Genomic DNA, 17,507 nt, shown 5'->3' with positions numbered 1-17,507 from the left:
CTTTATAAACTGATAGTCGTAGAATAATTCGATCACTCTTACAAAGATAATGGGCTGAGTTTATTAATTTGATAGGCAAAAGCTATCATTAAATATCAACTAAGATTCAATAGCTTATTAAGCCATAGGATCAAAAAAGGCCGTGAGTGCATCACTCAACGGCCTATTGATTAACCAATTATATTATCGATTACGAATTAAACTCGCTTACATCGATTTCAAGTAGCTTACCAATGCCTTCTCCGTAAGCAGGGTCGGCTTTGTAACAGTGTCTTAGGTGACGCAGTTGAATCTCTTTAGGCACACCGCCTAGGTTACGAGCTGTGTTATCAAACAGAATCGCTTGTTTTTCTGGTGTCATCAGACGGAATAGGTCACCCGGTTGCGAGAAACAATCTTCATCTTCGCGGTGATCCCAATGCGCTGCAGCACCATCTAGGTTCAATGCTGGCTCTGCAAAGTCTGGCTGCTCTGCCCATTGGCCTTCGTTGTTTGGCTCATAGCCAAGTGTGCTACCAAAGTTACCATCAACACGCATCGCACCATCACGGTGGTAGCTGTGGACAGGACAACGAGGTGCGTTCACTGGGATATGCTGATGGTTAACACCTAAACGGTAGCGCTGTGCATCACCGTAAGCAAACAGACGGCCTTGTAACATTTTGTCTGGTGAGAAGCTGATACCCGGAACCACGTTTGCCGGGTTGAATGCAGACTGCTCTACTTCAGCGAAGAAGTTTTGTGGGTTACGGTTCAGCTCGAATTCACCCACTTCAATCAATGGATAATCTGCGTGTGGCCAGATCTTAGTAAGATCGAACGGGTTGTATGGCACTTTCGCCACGTCCGCTTCTGGCATAACTTGTACTTTCAACGTCCATTTCGGGAAGTCTTGGTTGTCGATGCTGTCTAGCAGATCACGTTGGTGACTTTCGCGATCATCGCCGATCACTTGTGCCGCTTCTGCATCCGACAAGTTCTTAATACCTTGCTGAGATTTGAAGTGAAACTTAACCCAGAAACGTTCGTTGTCTGCGTTAATAAAGCTGAATGTGTGGCTACCAAAACCGTGCATATGACGGTAAGTTGCTGGGATACCACGATCACTCATCACGATGGTGATTTGGTGAAGCGCTTCAGGTAGCGAGGTCCAGAAATCCCAGTTGTTCTTCGCGCTGCGCATGTTGGTGCGCGGGTCGCGTTTCACCGCATGGTTTAGATCTGGGAATTTAAGAGGGTCACGTAAGAAGAACACGGGCGTGTTGTTACCTACCATGTCCCAGTTACCTTCTTCGGTATAAAACTTCAATGCAAAACCACGAATATCACGCTCTGCATCAGCCGCGCCACGCTCGCCCGCTACTGTCGTAAAACGTGCAAACAAGTCGGTTTTCTTACCCACTTCAGAGAACAGTTTTGCCTTGGTGTATTTTGTGATGTCGTGTGTAACGGTAAACGTCCCGTAAGCACCCGAACCTTTCGCGTGCATACGACGCTCTGGAATGACTTCACGGTCAAAATGCGCCATTTTCTCTAAAAACCAAACATCTTGAAGCAGTTGAGGACCGCGTTTGCCCGCAGTTTGAACATTCTGGTTATGAGCGACAGGACAACCCGCAGCTGTGGTCAGTTTTTTACTCATGGTCTATTCCTTAGGGTTAAAGATGTCACATCGTTGCCACATCTTAGATTTAAGAGGGTTCACTATTTAAAAACCACTAAATTACTATGGATAAAGAATAGACCTGAGTTGAAGTAAAATATAATCGTTTATATTTATCGTTGCTATCTATAAAACCTATCGACCCATGATGTTAAGTAACCAATTGTCAAAGCTAACTTTATTTCAAGATCGCATGACCTAGTTTCAGAGTCGCAGCGATATTTCTCGCCGTTCTGGTAAGGTTTAATTCGGCTTCTAGCAGAACTTGGTTAAATGACTGAGGAGAACGAACCGTACCAAACAAGCTGTTCATTTCATCATAAAGTGCTTCTACTTCTGCTCCCAGTGAGCCAGCAATGCCTATGGTCGGAATGCCTTGTAAGCTCGCACGTTTAGCAATGCCATAAGGCGTTTTCCCTTGCAGAGTTTGGTTGTCCATTTGCCCTTCACCTGTAATCACCAAGTCGGCACCTTTCAATAGATCATCAGCTTGCAAAACATCGAGAACCATCTCAATGCCGGGTTTAATTTGGATATTGAATACCAAACCAAGCCCCATCGGCGTGCCACCAGCCGCGCCATAACCCGTGCGCTTGTGAACCGGCTCATCGCCACCGACATAACCTTGCGTTTCTGCAACTTGAGCAAAATTCTCAAGCGCCTTATCAAGCATTAATACTTGTTCTGGGTTTGCCCCTTTTTGTGGGCCGAATATATGGCTGGCACCGTTTTCACCAAACAGCGGATTATCGACATCACAGGCCAAAATCAAATCGACATCAGCGCAGCGAAAATCTACGCCAGTAAGATCAATAGATGCTAAATCCGCTAATGCAGCGCCACCTCGGCTGAGTTCTTGCACATTATCATCTTGCCCTTTGCTATCTAACAAGCGCCCACCCAAAGCTTGAACAATACCCGCGCCACCATCGTTGGTCGCACTGCCACCTAATCCAAGAATGATCGTTTGAGCACCCTGCTCTATCGCTTCTAAAATCAACTGCCCTGTACCGAAAGACGAAGCTACCAAAGGATCACGCTGCTCTGGCGTCAGCAAGTCCAAACCAGATGCGGCAGCAATTTCAATCAATGCCGTTTTGTTGGGGTTGCGATCGGATGGTTCAAGCATCGCCCATTCAGCATTAACCAATGCGCCCAATGGCCCTTCCACTTGATGTGTTCGCTTTTGTCCTGCTAAACCTTGTAGCAATACATCTACTGTGCCTTCGCCACCATCAGCCAAAGGTAAAGTCACATAGTCAGCGTCGGGGAAGATTTCACGAAATCCCTTTTCAATACACGCCGCCACCGATACAGCAGATAGTGATTCTTTAAACGAGTCTGGTGCAATAACAATTTTCATACTGAGAGATCCAAAAGAATATTAGTTTTGATGAGTGCCCGACCCCAAAATGCCCCTATTGAAGATCAGCAAGCTAATCACTTAATAGAGGCAGTATATAAAGGAATTAGGAGACACATCTCGTTGCAGAGATTAAACCACCCAGTTTGTGAGAGAGATCGACTACTTACATATTGGAATCATAGTTTGAGAACATCGACCGAAACTTTAGACTTGGTAGAGTAGAGTTAAATAAATCGATAATGATATAGTCCACGAAAATCAAATACCTTGGACATGACCATGCATTCTAGCGACATCATCAAATTGGCAAATTTAGGCGTTAATATCGAAATTTCAAAAGACTCTTCGTTGCATCCTTCTGATGCGTTAGAAGTGGTAAAGATTGTTGCTGAAATCGGTAGCCAAATCGTCATCAAGAAAAAATACCACACGGACTACCTGATTCAAATGGCTGAAGTGGGTCGTGATCATGTGACGATCGCTGTTTAAACGCAGCCACTATTTCGAAATCGACAGAACTTCAGCTTCAAAAGTGTAGAGCGACATTTTCTCTTTTCGTTAGGAGCATGGAGAACGCAAAGAGAAACTGGTTAATCGTTACTAGGTATGAACTAACGGTCGAATTATTTAGGCACACCCGGATACGCGGTGAAATACGGTGAATTAACTTCGCGATTCAGCACTTCGAACTTACTCAAAGAATTCAAGTAATCGGTGTCCATGATCTCCACAGCGAGCATTACGCCCGATCTTTCAGCCAACTGCGCCGAAAGCTTCATTCCTTCAATGAACCTCTGGTGAGTGACTTTATCAGCAGGCTCGTAGTAAACGTCATAACCAGCGAGTTGAATGGTGCGAATACCCAATTTGTCAGCCAACGAGATCGCTTTCTCCATATGGATAACCGCTTGCTTACGAATCGCCGGATCTGCTGAACCAAATGGGAACTTGCGATGCGCGCTTAAACACATGGATTGCAGAGGTACACCATGCTTTTCACACTGGCGACGTAGGGCATACACTTCCTCGTCATTCCAATCTAAACGGCTGCGGCGCTCGTCTGATTCATCGACCGATATCTCAAGAAAATCAAAGCCGAGCTCTTTGGTTGTTGCCAGCTTGTCTTCCCAGCTAAGTTCGTTAGGTAGGGCCTTTTCATAAAGCCCTACACGGTGGCGTAACAAGTTTTGATACATAACGCCTCCTAGTTCCAGTAGCGATCGATCTGAGCCTTTAGCGCTTCTGCTGTCTCTTTACCTTTGTCGCCTGCAAGTGCACGGCCTGCGATAAAGGTTTTCGCTTTAATGCCTTCAAATAGGTAAAGGTCTTCAGGCACGATGCCACCCGTGATAGAAAGCTCGATGCCCATTTCAGACAAGGCACGCATCTTCACAAGATCTTCTTCTGTCCAGCCTACACCGGCTAATTCAGCGTCACGAGAACGGTGGTAAATCGCTTGTGAAATACCTAGGTCGACCCAAGATTGAGCGTCGTCCATTGTCAAGTTACCGTAGATTTCGATTTGGATTTCACCGTTAAATTCATCAGCGACTTTCTTACATGCACCAATGGTTGCGATGTGTGCAGCAGCAGAAACGGTAATCCAATCAGCGCCCGCTTCAAATGCCATACGAGCCAAAATAGCACCGCCATCGGTGGTTTTCATGTCGCATACAAGGATATGGTCTGGGTGATTCTTACGAAGCGTAGAAACCGCCGTCATGCCTTCTGCGAAAGCCAAAATAGTGCCCACTTCAATCACATCAACGAAGCTTTCAACGTTGTTTGCCACTTCAATGGCTGCAGGAAGATTTGTTTGGTCTAGGGCGATCTGAATCATTGGTTTAGTCATGTTGTTATCCTTTAATTTGTTCACGTATTAGACGGGCTAAGCCATCATGGTTGTTATCTGTTGAGCACACGCATTGAACGTGTGACTTGACGATGTCATCAGCATTGAGCATCGCTACGCCTAATCCGGCGTACTTGAGCATGGATATATCGTTATGGTTATCACCGACGGCAATTACGTCATCTGCTTGATAACCGAGCTCTGCAATGTATTCAGCAAGGCGTAGGCCCTTACTGTTACCTTTCGCAGCAAAGTCGATTCGGTTTGACCAAGAACGTTCACCGTTGAAGTTCTCTTCTATCCATGGGTGTTGCATTAAACGGTCTACTGAGTCTTGGCTACCTTCCACCACAAACTTCCAAACGTGTTCGGCTTGCTGAGCCGTTTCAATGAATGATTCCACTTGGTAAATTTGAGGGCGATGTTGCTCTGGTGCCGTTTCTGCCCAACTTTCCAATGCCAACATGTAGGCAAATGGGTTGTAGTGTGAGTACGTCATGGCATGCGTGATGTACATGACCATTTTGAGCTGAAACTCTTCTGCCATATCGATGAAGGTCAGTGCTTTGTCTTTATCTATCGCGTTTTGAGTCAGTACCGTTTCAGTTTGATAGTCGTAAACATAAGTGCCGTTACAGCAGATGATTGGCGTATCTAACCCCAATTCGTAGTAATAAGGTCGTGCTGCTGTGTGGTGTCGACCAGTCACAATCACGACATGACAACTTTGTTTGGCTTCTTGGATCGCCTTTTTCAGTTCTGGATGAATCGTGTGATCATCCTTTAACACGGTTCCATCGAGATCTAACGCCAGCACTTTATACATAGAGTCCTCTCACTTATTCCCTGAAGTCGGGCCTATTCAATATTGAAACTACTTAGAGTCGAAGCTCGTTAAACGGCTTACTTAAACGAACAACCGATTTACTGTTGGCCGTAATAAGCATTTTCACCGTGCTTACGTAAGTAGTGTTTGTCGGATAGTTCTGGCTGAATTTTGATACCGCTATTCAAGGTGCGGGTTGCCAAGGCCATTGCAGAAACTTCTTCTAATACCACCGCGTTGTGAACCGCATCGTTGGCATCTTTGCCCCAAGAGAAAGGTGCATGTCCTGCAACAATCACGCTGGGAACGGCCATTGGATCGATTCGACGCTGCTTGAACTCTTCAATGATCACCAAGCCGGTATTTTTCTCGTACTCTTCAGCAATTTCAGAGTGAGACAATCGACGTGTACATGGGATGTCACCGTAGAAATAGTCAGCATGAGTAGTACCCAAGGCTGGAATATCGATACCAGCTTGTGCCCAAATTGTGGCACTGCGTGAATGAGTGTGAACAATGCCACTCACTTCCGGGAAAGCTTTATAAAGCTCTAAATGAGTTGCGGTATCACTTGAAGGATTAAGTTTCCCTTCAACAATGTTGCCTTCTAGATCGACGACCACCATATCTTCAGCTGTCATATCGCAGTATTCGACACCTGATGGCTTAATCGCTATCACGCCATTAGTACGGTCAAACTCAGAGACATTGCCCCAAGTGAATGTCACCAAACCATACTTCGGAAGCTGCAAATTGGCTTCTAAGACGCGTTGTTTCAATTGGCTATATATAGACATAGTTGTCTCCTTACGCTGCTTCCGCTTGCAGTAACGCAGCATCAATTAAACGCGCCACTTCTTCTGGGCTTTTGCATGCGCGAAGTTTTGAGAAATCTTCATCGAACTCAATCAAGTTCGCCACTTGCATGGTACCGTCGATGTGTTCTTCTGAATCTTTACCCGCTAGCGTGATCAGTACATCAACTGGCTCATCAACACCTTCAAACGTAATGGGCGTTTCAAGCACGGTTAACGCAAACCCGGTACGAATCACACCATCTTCAGGGCGGCAATGAGGCAGAGCGAACGCATCGTGAATACAGATATAAGGGCCTTCTTCACCAATCGCTTTGGTAATCGCGTCGTAGTAACGCTCTTCAGCAACACCGGCTTTAACCAATGCGTCAGTACCTAGCTTGATCGCCGCTTTCCAGTCAGTTGCTTTTGCGTTCAGTAGGATAGAGTTATTCTTGATAAGAGATTCTTTTAAGTTCATGTTATTGCTCACTTATATAATTGTTTTTATTGGCTCAGCAGTGCGATACCACTGAGCCGTTTATCATTATTTGTGGAAGTTGTTCTCGATGATGGAAACAAGCTCGTCGCCGAAAGTTTTCACCATAATCATGTTCTTAACCGCTAACTGTTGCTTACCTTCAGGCAGACCCGTGATCTTCGCTGCCAGAGCAACCGAAGTAACGATGATGTCGAATGAACCAAGGTGCGATTTGTAATCAGTGATAGCGCTGTTAAAGGTCGAACTAGGAATGCCTTTCTTGTCCAAGTACTCTTTGATTTTCTTAGAGCACATCATTGAAGAACCTTGCCCTGAACCACAGCACACTAAGACACGAACCGGTTTCTGTTCAGCTGCTGGTGAGACGCGAATTTCTGACGTTGTAGGACCTGATAGAGATTGATCAGTTGCTGTTGATTGTTGTGGTACTGCGACTTCAACCTCAATGCCCTCAGGTGTTACTGCGGTCATTGTTTCAGCGGCAGCTTCTGCGTCTTCTTCAGCTCGTAGTTGTTTAGAAGCGAAGTACATGTAGACACCAGCTACAGCAAGACGCGACATCGCTAAACTGGATGTTTACCTCAGGTAAAGGCTTAACCGATGCTGGCCTCTACAAAGCCGACATGTTAACTGCTGTAGCAGAGCAGCAAATGCTTGAACAGGTCGATAAACTCGTTGTTGTTGTCGACAGTTCAAAGGTTGGACAACGTACCGGAATGCTCTTTTGCAGCACCAAGCAAATAGACATCGTCATCACTGGTAAAGATGCCAACCCCGAAGTCGTCAAGCGGATTGAAGCTCAAGGGACGCAAGTCATCCTAGTTTAAATCGAAGGGCTAACTAGCCCACCAATAATAATAAATTTAGCTCAGTGCCTTAATCAAAATTAAGGCGCTCGGCTCCCTACATCCAAAATTAATCAAATTATTGAAATAAAAGGTATTATCATGAGCAACGTAAACGAAATCACTCGCGAGTCTTGGATCCTAAATACATTCCCAGAGTGGGGCACATGGTTAAATGAAGAGATCGAGCAAACCGTCGTGCAACCGAATACATTTTCTATGTGGTGGCTTGGCTGTACAGGTATTTGGCTAAAATCAGAAGGTGGTGCAAACCTATCAATGGACTTCTGGTGTGGTACTGGTAAAAAAACACAAGCTGTTCAAAAAATGAAAAACCAGCACCAAATGATGCGTATGGGCGGTGTTGAAGCACTTCAGCCAAACCTACGTACTGCAATCTTCCCATTGGACCCTTTCGCTATTAAAGAGATCGATGCAGTTATGGCATCTCATGATCACGGCGACCACATTGACATCAACGTTGCTGCAGCCGTTCTACAAAACTGTGGCGAGCACGTTAAATTCATTGGTCCTAAAGCGTGTGTTGATTTATGGATGAAATGGGGTGTGCCAGAAGATCGTTGTGTTATCGCGAAAGTTGGCGACGAGATTAAGATCAAAGACGTCAATATTAAGGTTCTTGATGCATTCGACCGTACTGCTCTAGTGACACTTCCTGAAGGCACTTCTTCTTTAGACACTGATATCTTAGGTGGCATGGACGATCGTGCAGTGAACTACCTAGTAGAAACGACAGGCGGTTCAGTTTACCACTCTGGTGATTCTCACTACTCAAACTACTACGCTAAGCACGGTAATGACCACAAGATCGACGTTGCACTGCTTTCTTACGGTGAAAACCCACGTGGCGTAACTGACAAAATGACGTCTTCAGACATTTTACGTGCCGCTGAATCTTTGGATTGTGAAGTCGTTGTTCCTTTCCACCACGATATCTGGGCTAACTTCCAAAACGACCCACGTGAAATCGAGATGCTGTGGAACATGAAGAAAGAACGTCTTCAATACGGCTTCGCACCTTTCTTCTGGCAAGTAGGTGGTAAATACACTTATCCAACAGATAAAGGTCGCATGCACTACCAACACTTCCGTGGCTTTGCTGACATATTCAAAAATGACCCAGAACTGCCATACCGCGCGTTCTTGTAATCATTAATATCCACTTTAGCTAGGGAGCGATTCGCTCCCTTTTTTCATCATCTAATAAGGATATTGATATGGTATTACGCGAATTTAAGAATCATTTCAAACGTGGCGATTTAGAATCAGCAATTGCCGTAAACTCTCCAAACAATGATGGCTATTACTTGATGGTTCTAAGCAGCAAGTGGGGAATAAATAGTTTCTTAGAGTCCGACCGAAAGCTGAAACCAAGGGTATTCAAGACCCAACAAGCTCTACTAAATGCGGCAAAATCAATTGGCTTCGGTCATCAATCAGTCGATATGCAAAACTTCTAGAGCCTTCGCCATCCTGCTCTATCAAATGACCCCCTTCGTCTATCTAAATAATTCTAATAAAGCAAGAACAGCCCTTCATAGCCACCTATATCTATTTGCGTGACATACTCTCCGATGTTGCCGTTTGCATCGACAGGCTTCATCGGCACGTCCAATACAATCATCAGCTTCTCTGCCTCATAAAAGCTCGAATTCTTACCGTGGAAATCCGTGCGATACAACACACGACCATTGCTGAACTCTCTCGCTAACACCATATCTTCAGGGCCACCAGCTGCCACCTGATTTTTAGATTGATACATAAAGTACGTGAACGTAGGTAGAACGTGAGTCATACCATTAGGCAGATCAGCATGCACCACTTCACTCATCGATGAATCACCAACGATGGTGTAGTCTGCGGGTTGAGGTGTCGTTGTCGACAGCATCAAAGGAATTGGCTCAAATCCCTGTAGGATCTGATGACTCGGCTCTCCCAAATCAACGGCTAATAACGAACTTGGTTGATAAGCGATATTTTTAGGGACACCACTTTGCCAGAAAGTGTCAGCGGTCGTAGTGTCAGCAGTCGTGTTACCACTTCCATAGACGTAACCATTGCTCCACTGATTAAAATAGCTATGTTGAGCGTGTCGATTAAGGTGATAAATAGCTAAGGTCGAGTATTGGTCTTTCTTCCAATTATCTTCACTATTTCCAAGATACTGGACTCGCCCGTAACGCGTTGTCGCCTGAAAAATAACTCTTTGTCCGTTATAGGCGAGCGCAGAATTATCCCAGAACTTAGAGATCCCCGAGTAACCACTAAACCCAGTAGACGGAAAAATGTAGTGCTCTCTCAGATACAAAGACCCGGCCTCGCTAAGATGAGACTGTCCATTTCGCCCTAGCAAGTTCGCAGTTCCGATGTTCAACCCAATCGACGCATCACTTTCTAAAGCAGATAGATTTTTTAGAAACGCTGAAAATTGTTGCTTGTAGAGATCATCCGCTTGATTCGAACCCGCAACAGCTCCTAACTCTTGAACATGTCCGCCAGAGTGAACATAGAACTGGTTCGAACCAATAAGCTTATTTGTGTCGTCGTTGTACGCACCATTCAAACCTTGGCTTGTCCAACTTTGCTTATAGTACCAATGAATGGCTGATAAATAATCCGCGTTTGCGACGTTCGTTAACGACCAAGATGAATTCGCGCTCCACATTCGACCAAATGGCACCACTCTTGATTCCCAACGAAAACGCGCTGTTGCGTTCTCATTGGTTCGATTTCGATACTCGCTTGGCGACAAGTAGTTATCACCATCTAGGTCTGCAGACACATCAAAACCGCGGATTTTTCGCCATTGGCTGATAGCATTGCCGTCCGGAGTTGTGGTCGGAGCATCGGTTAATTTAACGGTTGGAAAACTGTTTTCAAGTGTTACTTCTTTTAAACGCGGCCTGTCGTCTGCGTTCTCACTTTGCCAACGAACTCTCACAACGTATAAACGACCACCATCCCTCAAAAAGGTTGAACCAAAATACTGGCCGCCACCATAACTCGCCCCACTGCCATCATGAGTTGTGGCTCTTACCCAGTTATCCGGAAGGTTCCAAATAACCGATTGGTTTTTGGTCATATTGAGCGTTTGGTCTTTCTTTACATCGAGCCTTTCCCACTGTGAAACCCTTCCGTGAGAGTCAATCGCTGTTGGGTATTCAATCCAGAATTCGCCGCTGCCAGCAAACTGTGAGAACTTAAAGGTCAGCCTTTCGAACTGTTCAGCATGATAGACATACAAAGCCCCGCCCTGTTCGAAATTCTCAAACACATCAGCATCCCAAGGAGGCTCTTGATGCAGCCAAAAGCCCGCATGATCTTCACTTGCTGTATAGCCCAAGATCATAGGCTTTCCACTTAAGAGAGTATTTTCACCGTGGGTGTTATCAACTTCTGCGAGCACTGTATCTTCAGAAAAATGGAGAAAGAAGTCTTCAAAATTAACGCCATGTAATTCTGCGTTATTACGAAGTTCGTTCTCCAACCAACCAGAATTGAGCTCCAATTTTTGGTTATACATATACCCAATTGTCGTAGCTCGCTTATTGTCGGTTTTATCTGCATAAGAACCAAATACGAGGTCACTGTTCGCAATTTCCCAATCAATGACAGCATTCGCAGACATTGGGGAGCCCGAAAAATCAGCGCCGGATTCATGTTGCCCTGGCAGTACAATCGCTGTACCAACAGCAAAAGAATAGCCGGTGATTAAATATGAAAGAATGAGTGCGAGCAGCCCAGAAATGTAGGTTTTCATGATTCAAACTTCCTAATCGATCCTATTGCCACTCAAAATACCTCATTTAAAATCAATACATTACGCGTCAACTTAGGGAGCAATGCACGAAAAAAGTATCGTCTAGAAAAGTTCATAGTTCAAGTATTAAGCCACCCGGTTCGACGAGCATTTAAGTGTGCCATCGAATACCCGAATGAAGACGACCTGAAACTACCGCCAGCTTAAGGGGGAAATGACGGCTTCAACTCTAAGGCTACTTGAGTTCGGGACGAAATGATTATGTTGGTCGTTATAAAAACCAAATGAGCGCGGATTAGGCTTACTGTGTCAGTATAAAATCGATAAAAACCACCTACGGATGTAAGTGGTTTTCAACGGAATAAATAGAAGGGATATATTTAGGTGCTTGAGTCGCTTTAGCTAGATTTTGTCTACCTTAACAACCTCATCGTTAAATTTAATGTATTCCACATTGGAAATCTTGTCCGTTCCAATCGATTTACCAGAAATTTGTGTCACACCACCAGCCAGCTTTTCAATCGAATAATCGTTTTTGTTACCATTAATCTTCAATACATCGGTACCATCAGAACCATCGAAAGTGTTGTTAGCAGAATTCCCCTCAAAATAATTATTCTGTGAATTACCAAGTATATCTAAAGCCTCAGAACCTACGATTTTCAAATTTTTAATATATTGAGATTTAAAGGTGTACTTTTCTTTATCATCAGAAGAAATTTGGATCTTAAATGTATTATTTAACGACGGATTCGCTTTTAAATACGTATTGACCTTTGCACTATCAATCCTTGCCGTATATTGATGATATTCAGGCAAAAATTCTTTGACGATAGCAAAACCAGTACTATCACTAGGCAAAGTTTCTCGGGTAACGTAACGGTAGTTATCCATTCCTCCAAACTCAGTTTTAAACCCACCGTACAATCCGTAATACGTGTCGACTAGTGCAGCAAAATACTCATGAGAAAAAGTTTGCCCCATCTTATATTGTTCAGGCATTCCTAGATCTTTACCTATATCATCACCGCCCCAGTCGCCATCCCATTGCTCTTCACGTTTTTCATCGAGAGTCGCACCACTTGCTTGTGGGCTCCAGATAGAACTACGAGCTACATAATCTTTGCTAGGATCTTTATCCTCGTAAACATATAGGCCTTTTACGCTGTCATACCGATAATCTTTGAAGATACTCAAGCTATGTTCAGTTATTCTCTTTTGCAGTCCGCCTTTACTACCATCTCCGGTTAAAGGTGCAATTCCTTGAGCTTGAGTTATATGAAGAATTTCCTCTATTGAAGCATCTCTTGTACTAGCAGGACCAGCGAAATACTCAGGCTCACCAACGTATATCGTTTCGTTATAACCAAGCGCTTGGCTATGTACAAACCAACCATATTTTTTGAATAAATCATTATCTAAAGCTATCAACTTTAGATAGTTGTCAGCCGTAGCAGAAGCAAGTTTAGGCTCACGCGCTTTCAACAACCTCAGTAGCTCTTGCTGAAGATTACCAATATCACCTTCTGACGATGCCATAAGAAGCATACCCTGACGCTGACTTATCGATTTAAAGACATCAAGCTTACTCAGTTCTGTATTCGCTCCATTTTCGGACAAAAGAGAAGTCCACACACCAATGGCTTGACGCAAATCCTCATCACTACCTTTTGTCGCAAGAATGGTAATACTAATACTTGAATCTGAGCGTAACGGTATTTTAATAAAGTAATCAAAACCTGCATCTTTCGCTATCTGGTAGTTACTTGGGAATACCGTATTAAAAGCACTATCGACATTGTAATTGGTAATCAAACTCGATTCATTTGGCAAGGTAAACCCTGGGGTTGGCTTAGGTGTCGCTGTGGCAGTGATCTTGCTATCGCTACCACATGCTGAAAGCAAAGGTAAAATTGCGAGGATTGTTATAGTAATTTTATTTTTGTTCATTTAAACACCTTTGAAGCTCAAGTGCACCTACACACATATTTCAATAACTGGCTGTATTTATTACCAATTAATCATAGAAATACTTCCACTTCAATTAGCGATCGTTATATACGTGACACCCATTCATTAAAATAAACTAAATAGCCACCCAGCCATTACATTACATTACATTACCTAAGCACTCAGTTCATTGATCCCCCAAACCTATTTACAACCTTTTGTTCCACTTCCCTTGGTGGTCACGGTCGCAATTCTCTTGTGTATCGAAACTCACGTGCTTATCGATATTCTTCAATGTAATCCCAACTTGACTGAACGCCTTTTGGATGGTCATTGAGACTTCCTGTTGGCCTCCTCCCTCTAGGAAGTTAGCTCTATCTTGATTGGTGTCGAATACGCAGACGATTTTTAAACTCTGCGGAAAAGAAGAGAAATTGACCGTATGAGTCACCCAAAGAAAACCATCGTAGCCTTTCAACGTATCTTCACACACGTCGGTTAACACGTCTCTGATCTGATTTTCGATCTTCTTATCTGATTTACGCATGAAGTAAGCATCCTATTTAACACCTTAAAAAATAAGGTTTTTCAGTCAATATTGTCTTAACCGACATTGGACACTGTGGCCGTTTTAAATGCAAAGTATTTATTGGAAAGCATCGAAGGTGAAGTATTGGATGGATGTTATATTGGGCAACAACGAACTATCTAAGTAACGGCCATGATTCCAAGCAACGACAGAATCACTATGTGAAAAAGTGCCTCTAAATAGCAAAGATCATTAGACTGTTTGCCAATGACTCATCAAACGCTTGCCAAGATCAGAAGGTGTGGTGTTATGGACGACCATCTCATCACATTGATTGAACACCATGAAATGTTTTAGCTCATCACATAAGGCATGAACAAATGATTCATGTTTTTTGATTCGCTCTTCCATAACCAAGTTGCGAATATTGAGTAAGCGACTCTTTCTATCAACCTTACAATCCATTCGTGCCACCAGCTCTCCTTGCCACAAAATCGGCAAACTAAAATAACCAAACTGGCGCTTGGCTTCTGGAACATAGCACTCAAGAAGGTAGTCAAAGTTGAACAATGATTGCATTCGCTTACGTTGAATCAGCAAATTATCAAATGGCGAGAGTATCTTAAGCTTGGTTCTAGAAAGAGGCTGATTCAACAGTTCAAAAGCATCCGGCAGCACATAATAATCAAAGCCTTGAACACTCACTTTCATCACTCGTTTATCTTCAAGCATCTGCTGGAGTGTTTTCTGAATCAGTGGTTTGGTGTTCTTAAGGAGATAGCTCATTTCCGATGCAATGCCCACACCGTTCGCTTCTAAATAACGCGTGATCAGATGGTCGATATACTCTTGTTCCGTTGGTTCAGAGGTATCAATGCCACTCGGCAAAACTCGCTCGGTTAGGTCATACACCTTATGAAAGTTCACTCGGCTCGGCACCATTAAGTCACCTTGCATAAACAAAGTCTCTAGCGCCTGTTTGGCCGGTTTTCCGCCCCACCCGCCGGGGTTGGGTCTATCCCCTTCAAAGTCTTTCGCCATTAATGGCCCTTCGCTCTCAATACGTTTGAGAACATGCGCCATCAGTGCATCATCCTTTTTATACCAATGCTTAAGCTTACCGCTCGCAAACCCGTTCTTTCGATGCAAGCTGAAACGGTAGTCGCGTATGGGTAAATACGCGGCGGCGTGCGACCAATACTCAAACACTTCTCGACGCTCTAACAGCTTATCCAGATGAGTCAGTTGGTAGTCTTGATTGCGATTCCAAAGCGTATGATGGTGGGCTCGCTGAATTACGGAAATGGTATCAATTTGCACATAGCCAAGGTTTTCAATTGCAGACAGCGTATTCGCCAAAGCGCCGCCATTACGTTGCTTTTTAAGTGGTAGCTTCTTAGGTGGCAATTTTTGCGAAAGCAATACCATTTTTTGTGCTTGAGCGAGTGAAAGTGATTCCATGAAATTCAGACTCTAATTGATACCAATGATCGGCTTATGATTCGGCCATAAGCTCTTGAAGGATTTGTTTATACGTTTCTACGGTCTGTGCGCCTGTCACTGCACTCTTGCGGTTGAATACCACAGTAGGAACTGCTGAGATGCCCATGCGCTGCCATTCAAACTCTTGCGCTTCAATTTGCTTCAAGTTCTCGGTGTTCTTTAGGCGCTTCAGTGCCTTCGTTGAATCTAAGCCAACCGCTTCAAGTTCTTGTGCAATCACTTCAAGATCAGACAGATCTTTTTGCTCTGAGAAATGCGCCGTAAAGAAGCGTAGCTTTAACTCAGTCTGTTTGCCGTGCGAGAGAGCAAAATCAAGCAGCACATGTAGGTGACGTGAATTCACCATTCTCATGCTGTCATAGAAATTGAAATCGAACCCAACTGCTTGGCCACGAGCAGCCAGTTGCTCACGGGAGCTTTGGCTCTCTTCCGCGCTAGAGCCGTATTTTCTCATGATATGGTTACGCAGGTTTTCACCTTCTTGCGGCATATCAGGGTTAAGCTCAAATGGCTGCCATTCAAGTTCAATTTGCTCCGCCAAGCCAAGTTCCGTAATGGCTTGCTCTAAGTTTTTGTAGCCGACCACGCACCATGGGCACATTACGTCAGAAATAATATCGAGTTGAAGTTTGTTGCTCATCGTCATTCCAAATGCTCATTGATAAGGCATGTCTGCAGTAAAAGCAGGCATCCAATTTATCTTCAGACTACAACAACCTGAACAATCGTTCAAATTTAACTAAATTCAACATTAACGAACAAAAAAGCCAACTCATGTTCACGAGTTGGCTTTGATAAAAATCGAATCGAGCTTAAGAGCGTTACGCTAGCAGCTTCTCAAGTACTTGGAATACACCCGCGTCAACGTTACTCGGCGCGCCAAAACGTGCGATCTCTTTCAGCTTAGGGTGTGCGTTTTCCATTGCGTAAGAGTGATAGCTCTCTTTGAGCATTTCGTAGTCATTCAGGTAATCACCAAAACTCATGGTCTGCTCGTAAGTGAAACCTAATGTGTTTTGTAGATGCTTAATCGCCGCACCTTTTGACGCTTCAGCGTTCATCACATCCAACCAAATTTTTGCACTCACAACCACTTGGTAGTTCTCACCGAATTTGGCATCAATAGTTGGGTTCACTTTCTCTTGTGAACCATCGAAGTGACAGATAGCCACCTTGATGAAATCGTCTTCTACCGCCAGTAAGTCTTCCACTTGCTCTCGGCGATGGTAGTACTTCGAGATCTCCGCCAGAGCACGCTCATCTTTGGTTTCGATGTACGCTGATTTATTACCACAAAGCACAACGTGTGCACCTTCAATCGCACGCGCTTCTTTAATGATCTCTTTGATGGCATCAGTATCAAGCAAGCAGCTGTAGAGCTCTTGGCCTTTATGCATCACCAATGTGCCGTTTTCAGCAACAAACATCATGCGATCTTTTAGCGGAGCAAAGGTTTCCATCAGGCTGTAATACTGACGACCCGATGCCGCAGCAAAAATGATGTCTTGAGCTTCTAGTCGCTCATAAAGATTGAAGAATTCTGGGTCTAACTTTCCGTGTTCATTAAGAAGAGTGCCGTCCATATCAGCAGCGATAAATTTGATGTTCTGTTGTGGCATTTCAGGGCTTACCTATGAGTAAAGATTAAAGTGCAAATTATGATTTTTCGTTATCTTGTGTAACGGTTCTGCGTTCAATTATATCGCTAGAATAGCCAATGAGTGCAATGCTTTTCGGTCGATTTCTTTGTTTAAATCTAAGATCTTATTTATGCGCAATAAGAAGGTAAAAACAGATAAAAATCGAATATCGAGCTTAACTAAAAACACTGTTCTGAGATGCCAATTTAAGCCGACTTTTAAATTTCGCATTGACCAATAAAAGAAATAGGCCTAC

15 protein-coding genes and 3 pseudogenes are annotated in these 17,507 nt (G+C 43.9%); 4 read left to right on the top strand and 14 right to left on the bottom strand.

The features are described from left to right. Window positions 1–190 precede the first annotated feature (190 nt). Together AB4407_RS01115 and AB4407_RS01110 are read right to left on the bottom strand one after the other, a co-directional pair. Complete coding sequence (locus AB4407_RS01115; RefSeq protein WP_372117763.1) at window positions 191–1,642, bottom strand: catalase; 1,452 nt, start codon at window positions 1,640–1,642, stop codon at window positions 191–193. A gap of 199 nt (window positions 1,643–1,841) precedes the next feature. Then, window positions 1,842–3,026, bottom strand: coding sequence for a glycerate kinase (locus AB4407_RS01110; RefSeq protein WP_372117761.1), 1,185 nt, complete (start codon window positions 3,024–3,026; stop codon window positions 1,842–1,844). Between the two features lie 282 nt (window positions 3,027–3,308). Between AB4407_RS01110 and AB4407_RS01105 the strand changes: the two genes are divergently transcribed. Continuing rightward, a complete protein-coding gene (locus AB4407_RS01105) occupies window positions 3,309–3,518 on the top strand; it encodes a hypothetical protein (RefSeq protein WP_009845895.1) in 210 nt (69 codons plus the stop codon). A gap of 143 nt (window positions 3,519–3,661) precedes the next feature. Here AB4407_RS01105 and AB4407_RS01100 read toward each other — a convergent pair. The 6 genes and pseudogenes from AB4407_RS01100 to AB4407_RS01075 all read right to left on the bottom strand — a co-directional run. Then, window positions 3,662–4,225, bottom strand: a pseudogene (locus AB4407_RS01100) (L-ribulose-5-phosphate 3-epimerase); the annotation flags it as partial. 8 nt (window positions 4,226–4,233) lie between these two features. Next, window positions 4,234–4,881, bottom strand: a complete 648-nt coding sequence (locus tag AB4407_RS01095) for a 3-keto-L-gulonate-6-phosphate decarboxylase UlaD (RefSeq protein WP_372117758.1) — start codon at window positions 4,879–4,881, stop codon at window positions 4,234–4,236. A gap of 4 nt (window positions 4,882–4,885) precedes the next feature. After that, the gene (locus tag AB4407_RS01090) at window positions 4,886–5,707 is read right to left on the bottom strand and encodes a pyridoxal phosphatase (RefSeq protein WP_009845898.1); all 822 of its coding nucleotides are present in this window, start codon (window positions 5,705–5,707) and stop codon (window positions 4,886–4,888) included. A 98-nt stretch (window positions 5,708–5,805) separates the two neighbouring features. Continuing rightward, window positions 5,806–6,498, bottom strand: a complete 693-nt coding sequence (locus AB4407_RS01085; protein WP_029222802.1) for an L-ribulose-5-phosphate 4-epimerase — start codon at window positions 6,496–6,498, stop codon at window positions 5,806–5,808. A gap of 16 nt (window positions 6,499–6,514) precedes the next feature. Continuing rightward, window positions 6,515–6,982 carry a PTS sugar transporter subunit IIA gene (locus AB4407_RS01080; RefSeq protein ID WP_009845900.1) on the bottom strand — a complete coding sequence of 156 codons (468 nt, stop codon included), beginning with the start codon at window positions 6,980–6,982 and terminating at the stop codon, window positions 6,515–6,517. A 66-nt stretch (window positions 6,983–7,048) separates the two neighbouring features. Further along, window positions 7,049–7,555: pseudogene (locus tag AB4407_RS01075) on the bottom strand (PTS ascorbate-specific subunit IIBC); the annotation flags it as partial. A 14-nt stretch (window positions 7,556–7,569) separates the two neighbouring features. Here AB4407_RS01075 and AB4407_RS01070 point away from each other — a divergent pair. From AB4407_RS01070 to AB4407_RS01060, 3 genes and pseudogenes are all read left to right on the top strand, one after another. Further along, window positions 7,570–7,830 (top strand): annotated as a pseudogene (locus AB4407_RS01070) (HTH-type transcriptional regulator UlaR); the annotation flags it as partial. Between the two features lie 120 nt (window positions 7,831–7,950). Next, window positions 7,951–9,018 (top strand): L-ascorbate 6-phosphate lactonase, encoded by a 1,068-nt coding sequence (gene ulaG / locus AB4407_RS01065; protein ID WP_372117755.1) that lies wholly within the window; start codon window positions 7,951–7,953, stop codon window positions 9,016–9,018. A gap of 68 nt (window positions 9,019–9,086) precedes the next feature. Beyond that, complete coding sequence (locus AB4407_RS01060) at window positions 9,087–9,329, top strand: hypothetical protein (protein ID WP_372117752.1); 243 nt, start codon at window positions 9,087–9,089, stop codon at window positions 9,327–9,329. A 53-nt stretch (window positions 9,330–9,382) separates the two neighbouring features. Here AB4407_RS01060 and AB4407_RS01055 read toward each other — a convergent pair whose 3' ends face one another. From AB4407_RS01055 to AB4407_RS01030, 6 genes are all read right to left on the bottom strand, one after another. Then, window positions 9,383–11,629 (bottom strand): hypothetical protein, encoded by a 2,247-nt coding sequence (locus AB4407_RS01055; protein WP_372117749.1) that lies wholly within the window; start codon window positions 11,627–11,629, stop codon window positions 9,383–9,385. Between the two features lie 402 nt (window positions 11,630–12,031). Next, entirely contained in the window at window positions 12,032–13,579 is a 1,548-nt protein-coding gene (locus AB4407_RS01050; protein WP_372117747.1) for a hypothetical protein, read from the bottom strand. Between the two features lie 208 nt (window positions 13,580–13,787). Beyond that, window positions 13,788–14,126 carry a Fis family transcriptional regulator gene (locus AB4407_RS01045; protein ID WP_372117745.1) on the bottom strand — a complete coding sequence of 113 codons (339 nt, stop codon included), beginning with the start codon at window positions 14,124–14,126 and terminating at the stop codon, window positions 13,788–13,790. A gap of 234 nt (window positions 14,127–14,360) precedes the next feature. Beyond that, entirely contained in the window at window positions 14,361–15,569 is a 1,209-nt protein-coding gene (locus tag AB4407_RS01040) for a winged helix-turn-helix domain-containing protein (protein ID WP_372117743.1), read from the bottom strand. A gap of 34 nt (window positions 15,570–15,603) precedes the next feature. Then, complete coding sequence (locus tag AB4407_RS01035) at window positions 15,604–16,251, bottom strand: DsbA family oxidoreductase (protein WP_372117740.1); 648 nt, start codon at window positions 16,249–16,251, stop codon at window positions 15,604–15,606. 181 nt (window positions 16,252–16,432) lie between these two features. Further along, complete coding sequence (locus AB4407_RS01030) at window positions 16,433–17,230, bottom strand: Cof-type HAD-IIB family hydrolase (RefSeq protein ID WP_372117737.1); 798 nt, start codon at window positions 17,228–17,230, stop codon at window positions 16,433–16,435. Window positions 17,231–17,507: the final 277 nt, after the last annotated feature.

This window comes from Vibrio sp. 10N.261.46.E11 (assembly GCF_041472735.1).
Lineage (GTDB): Bacteria > Pseudomonadota > Gammaproteobacteria > Enterobacterales > Vibrionaceae > Vibrio.
Note: the sequence above shows the minus strand (reverse complement) of the source record. Positions and strands in the feature narration are given on the sequence as shown.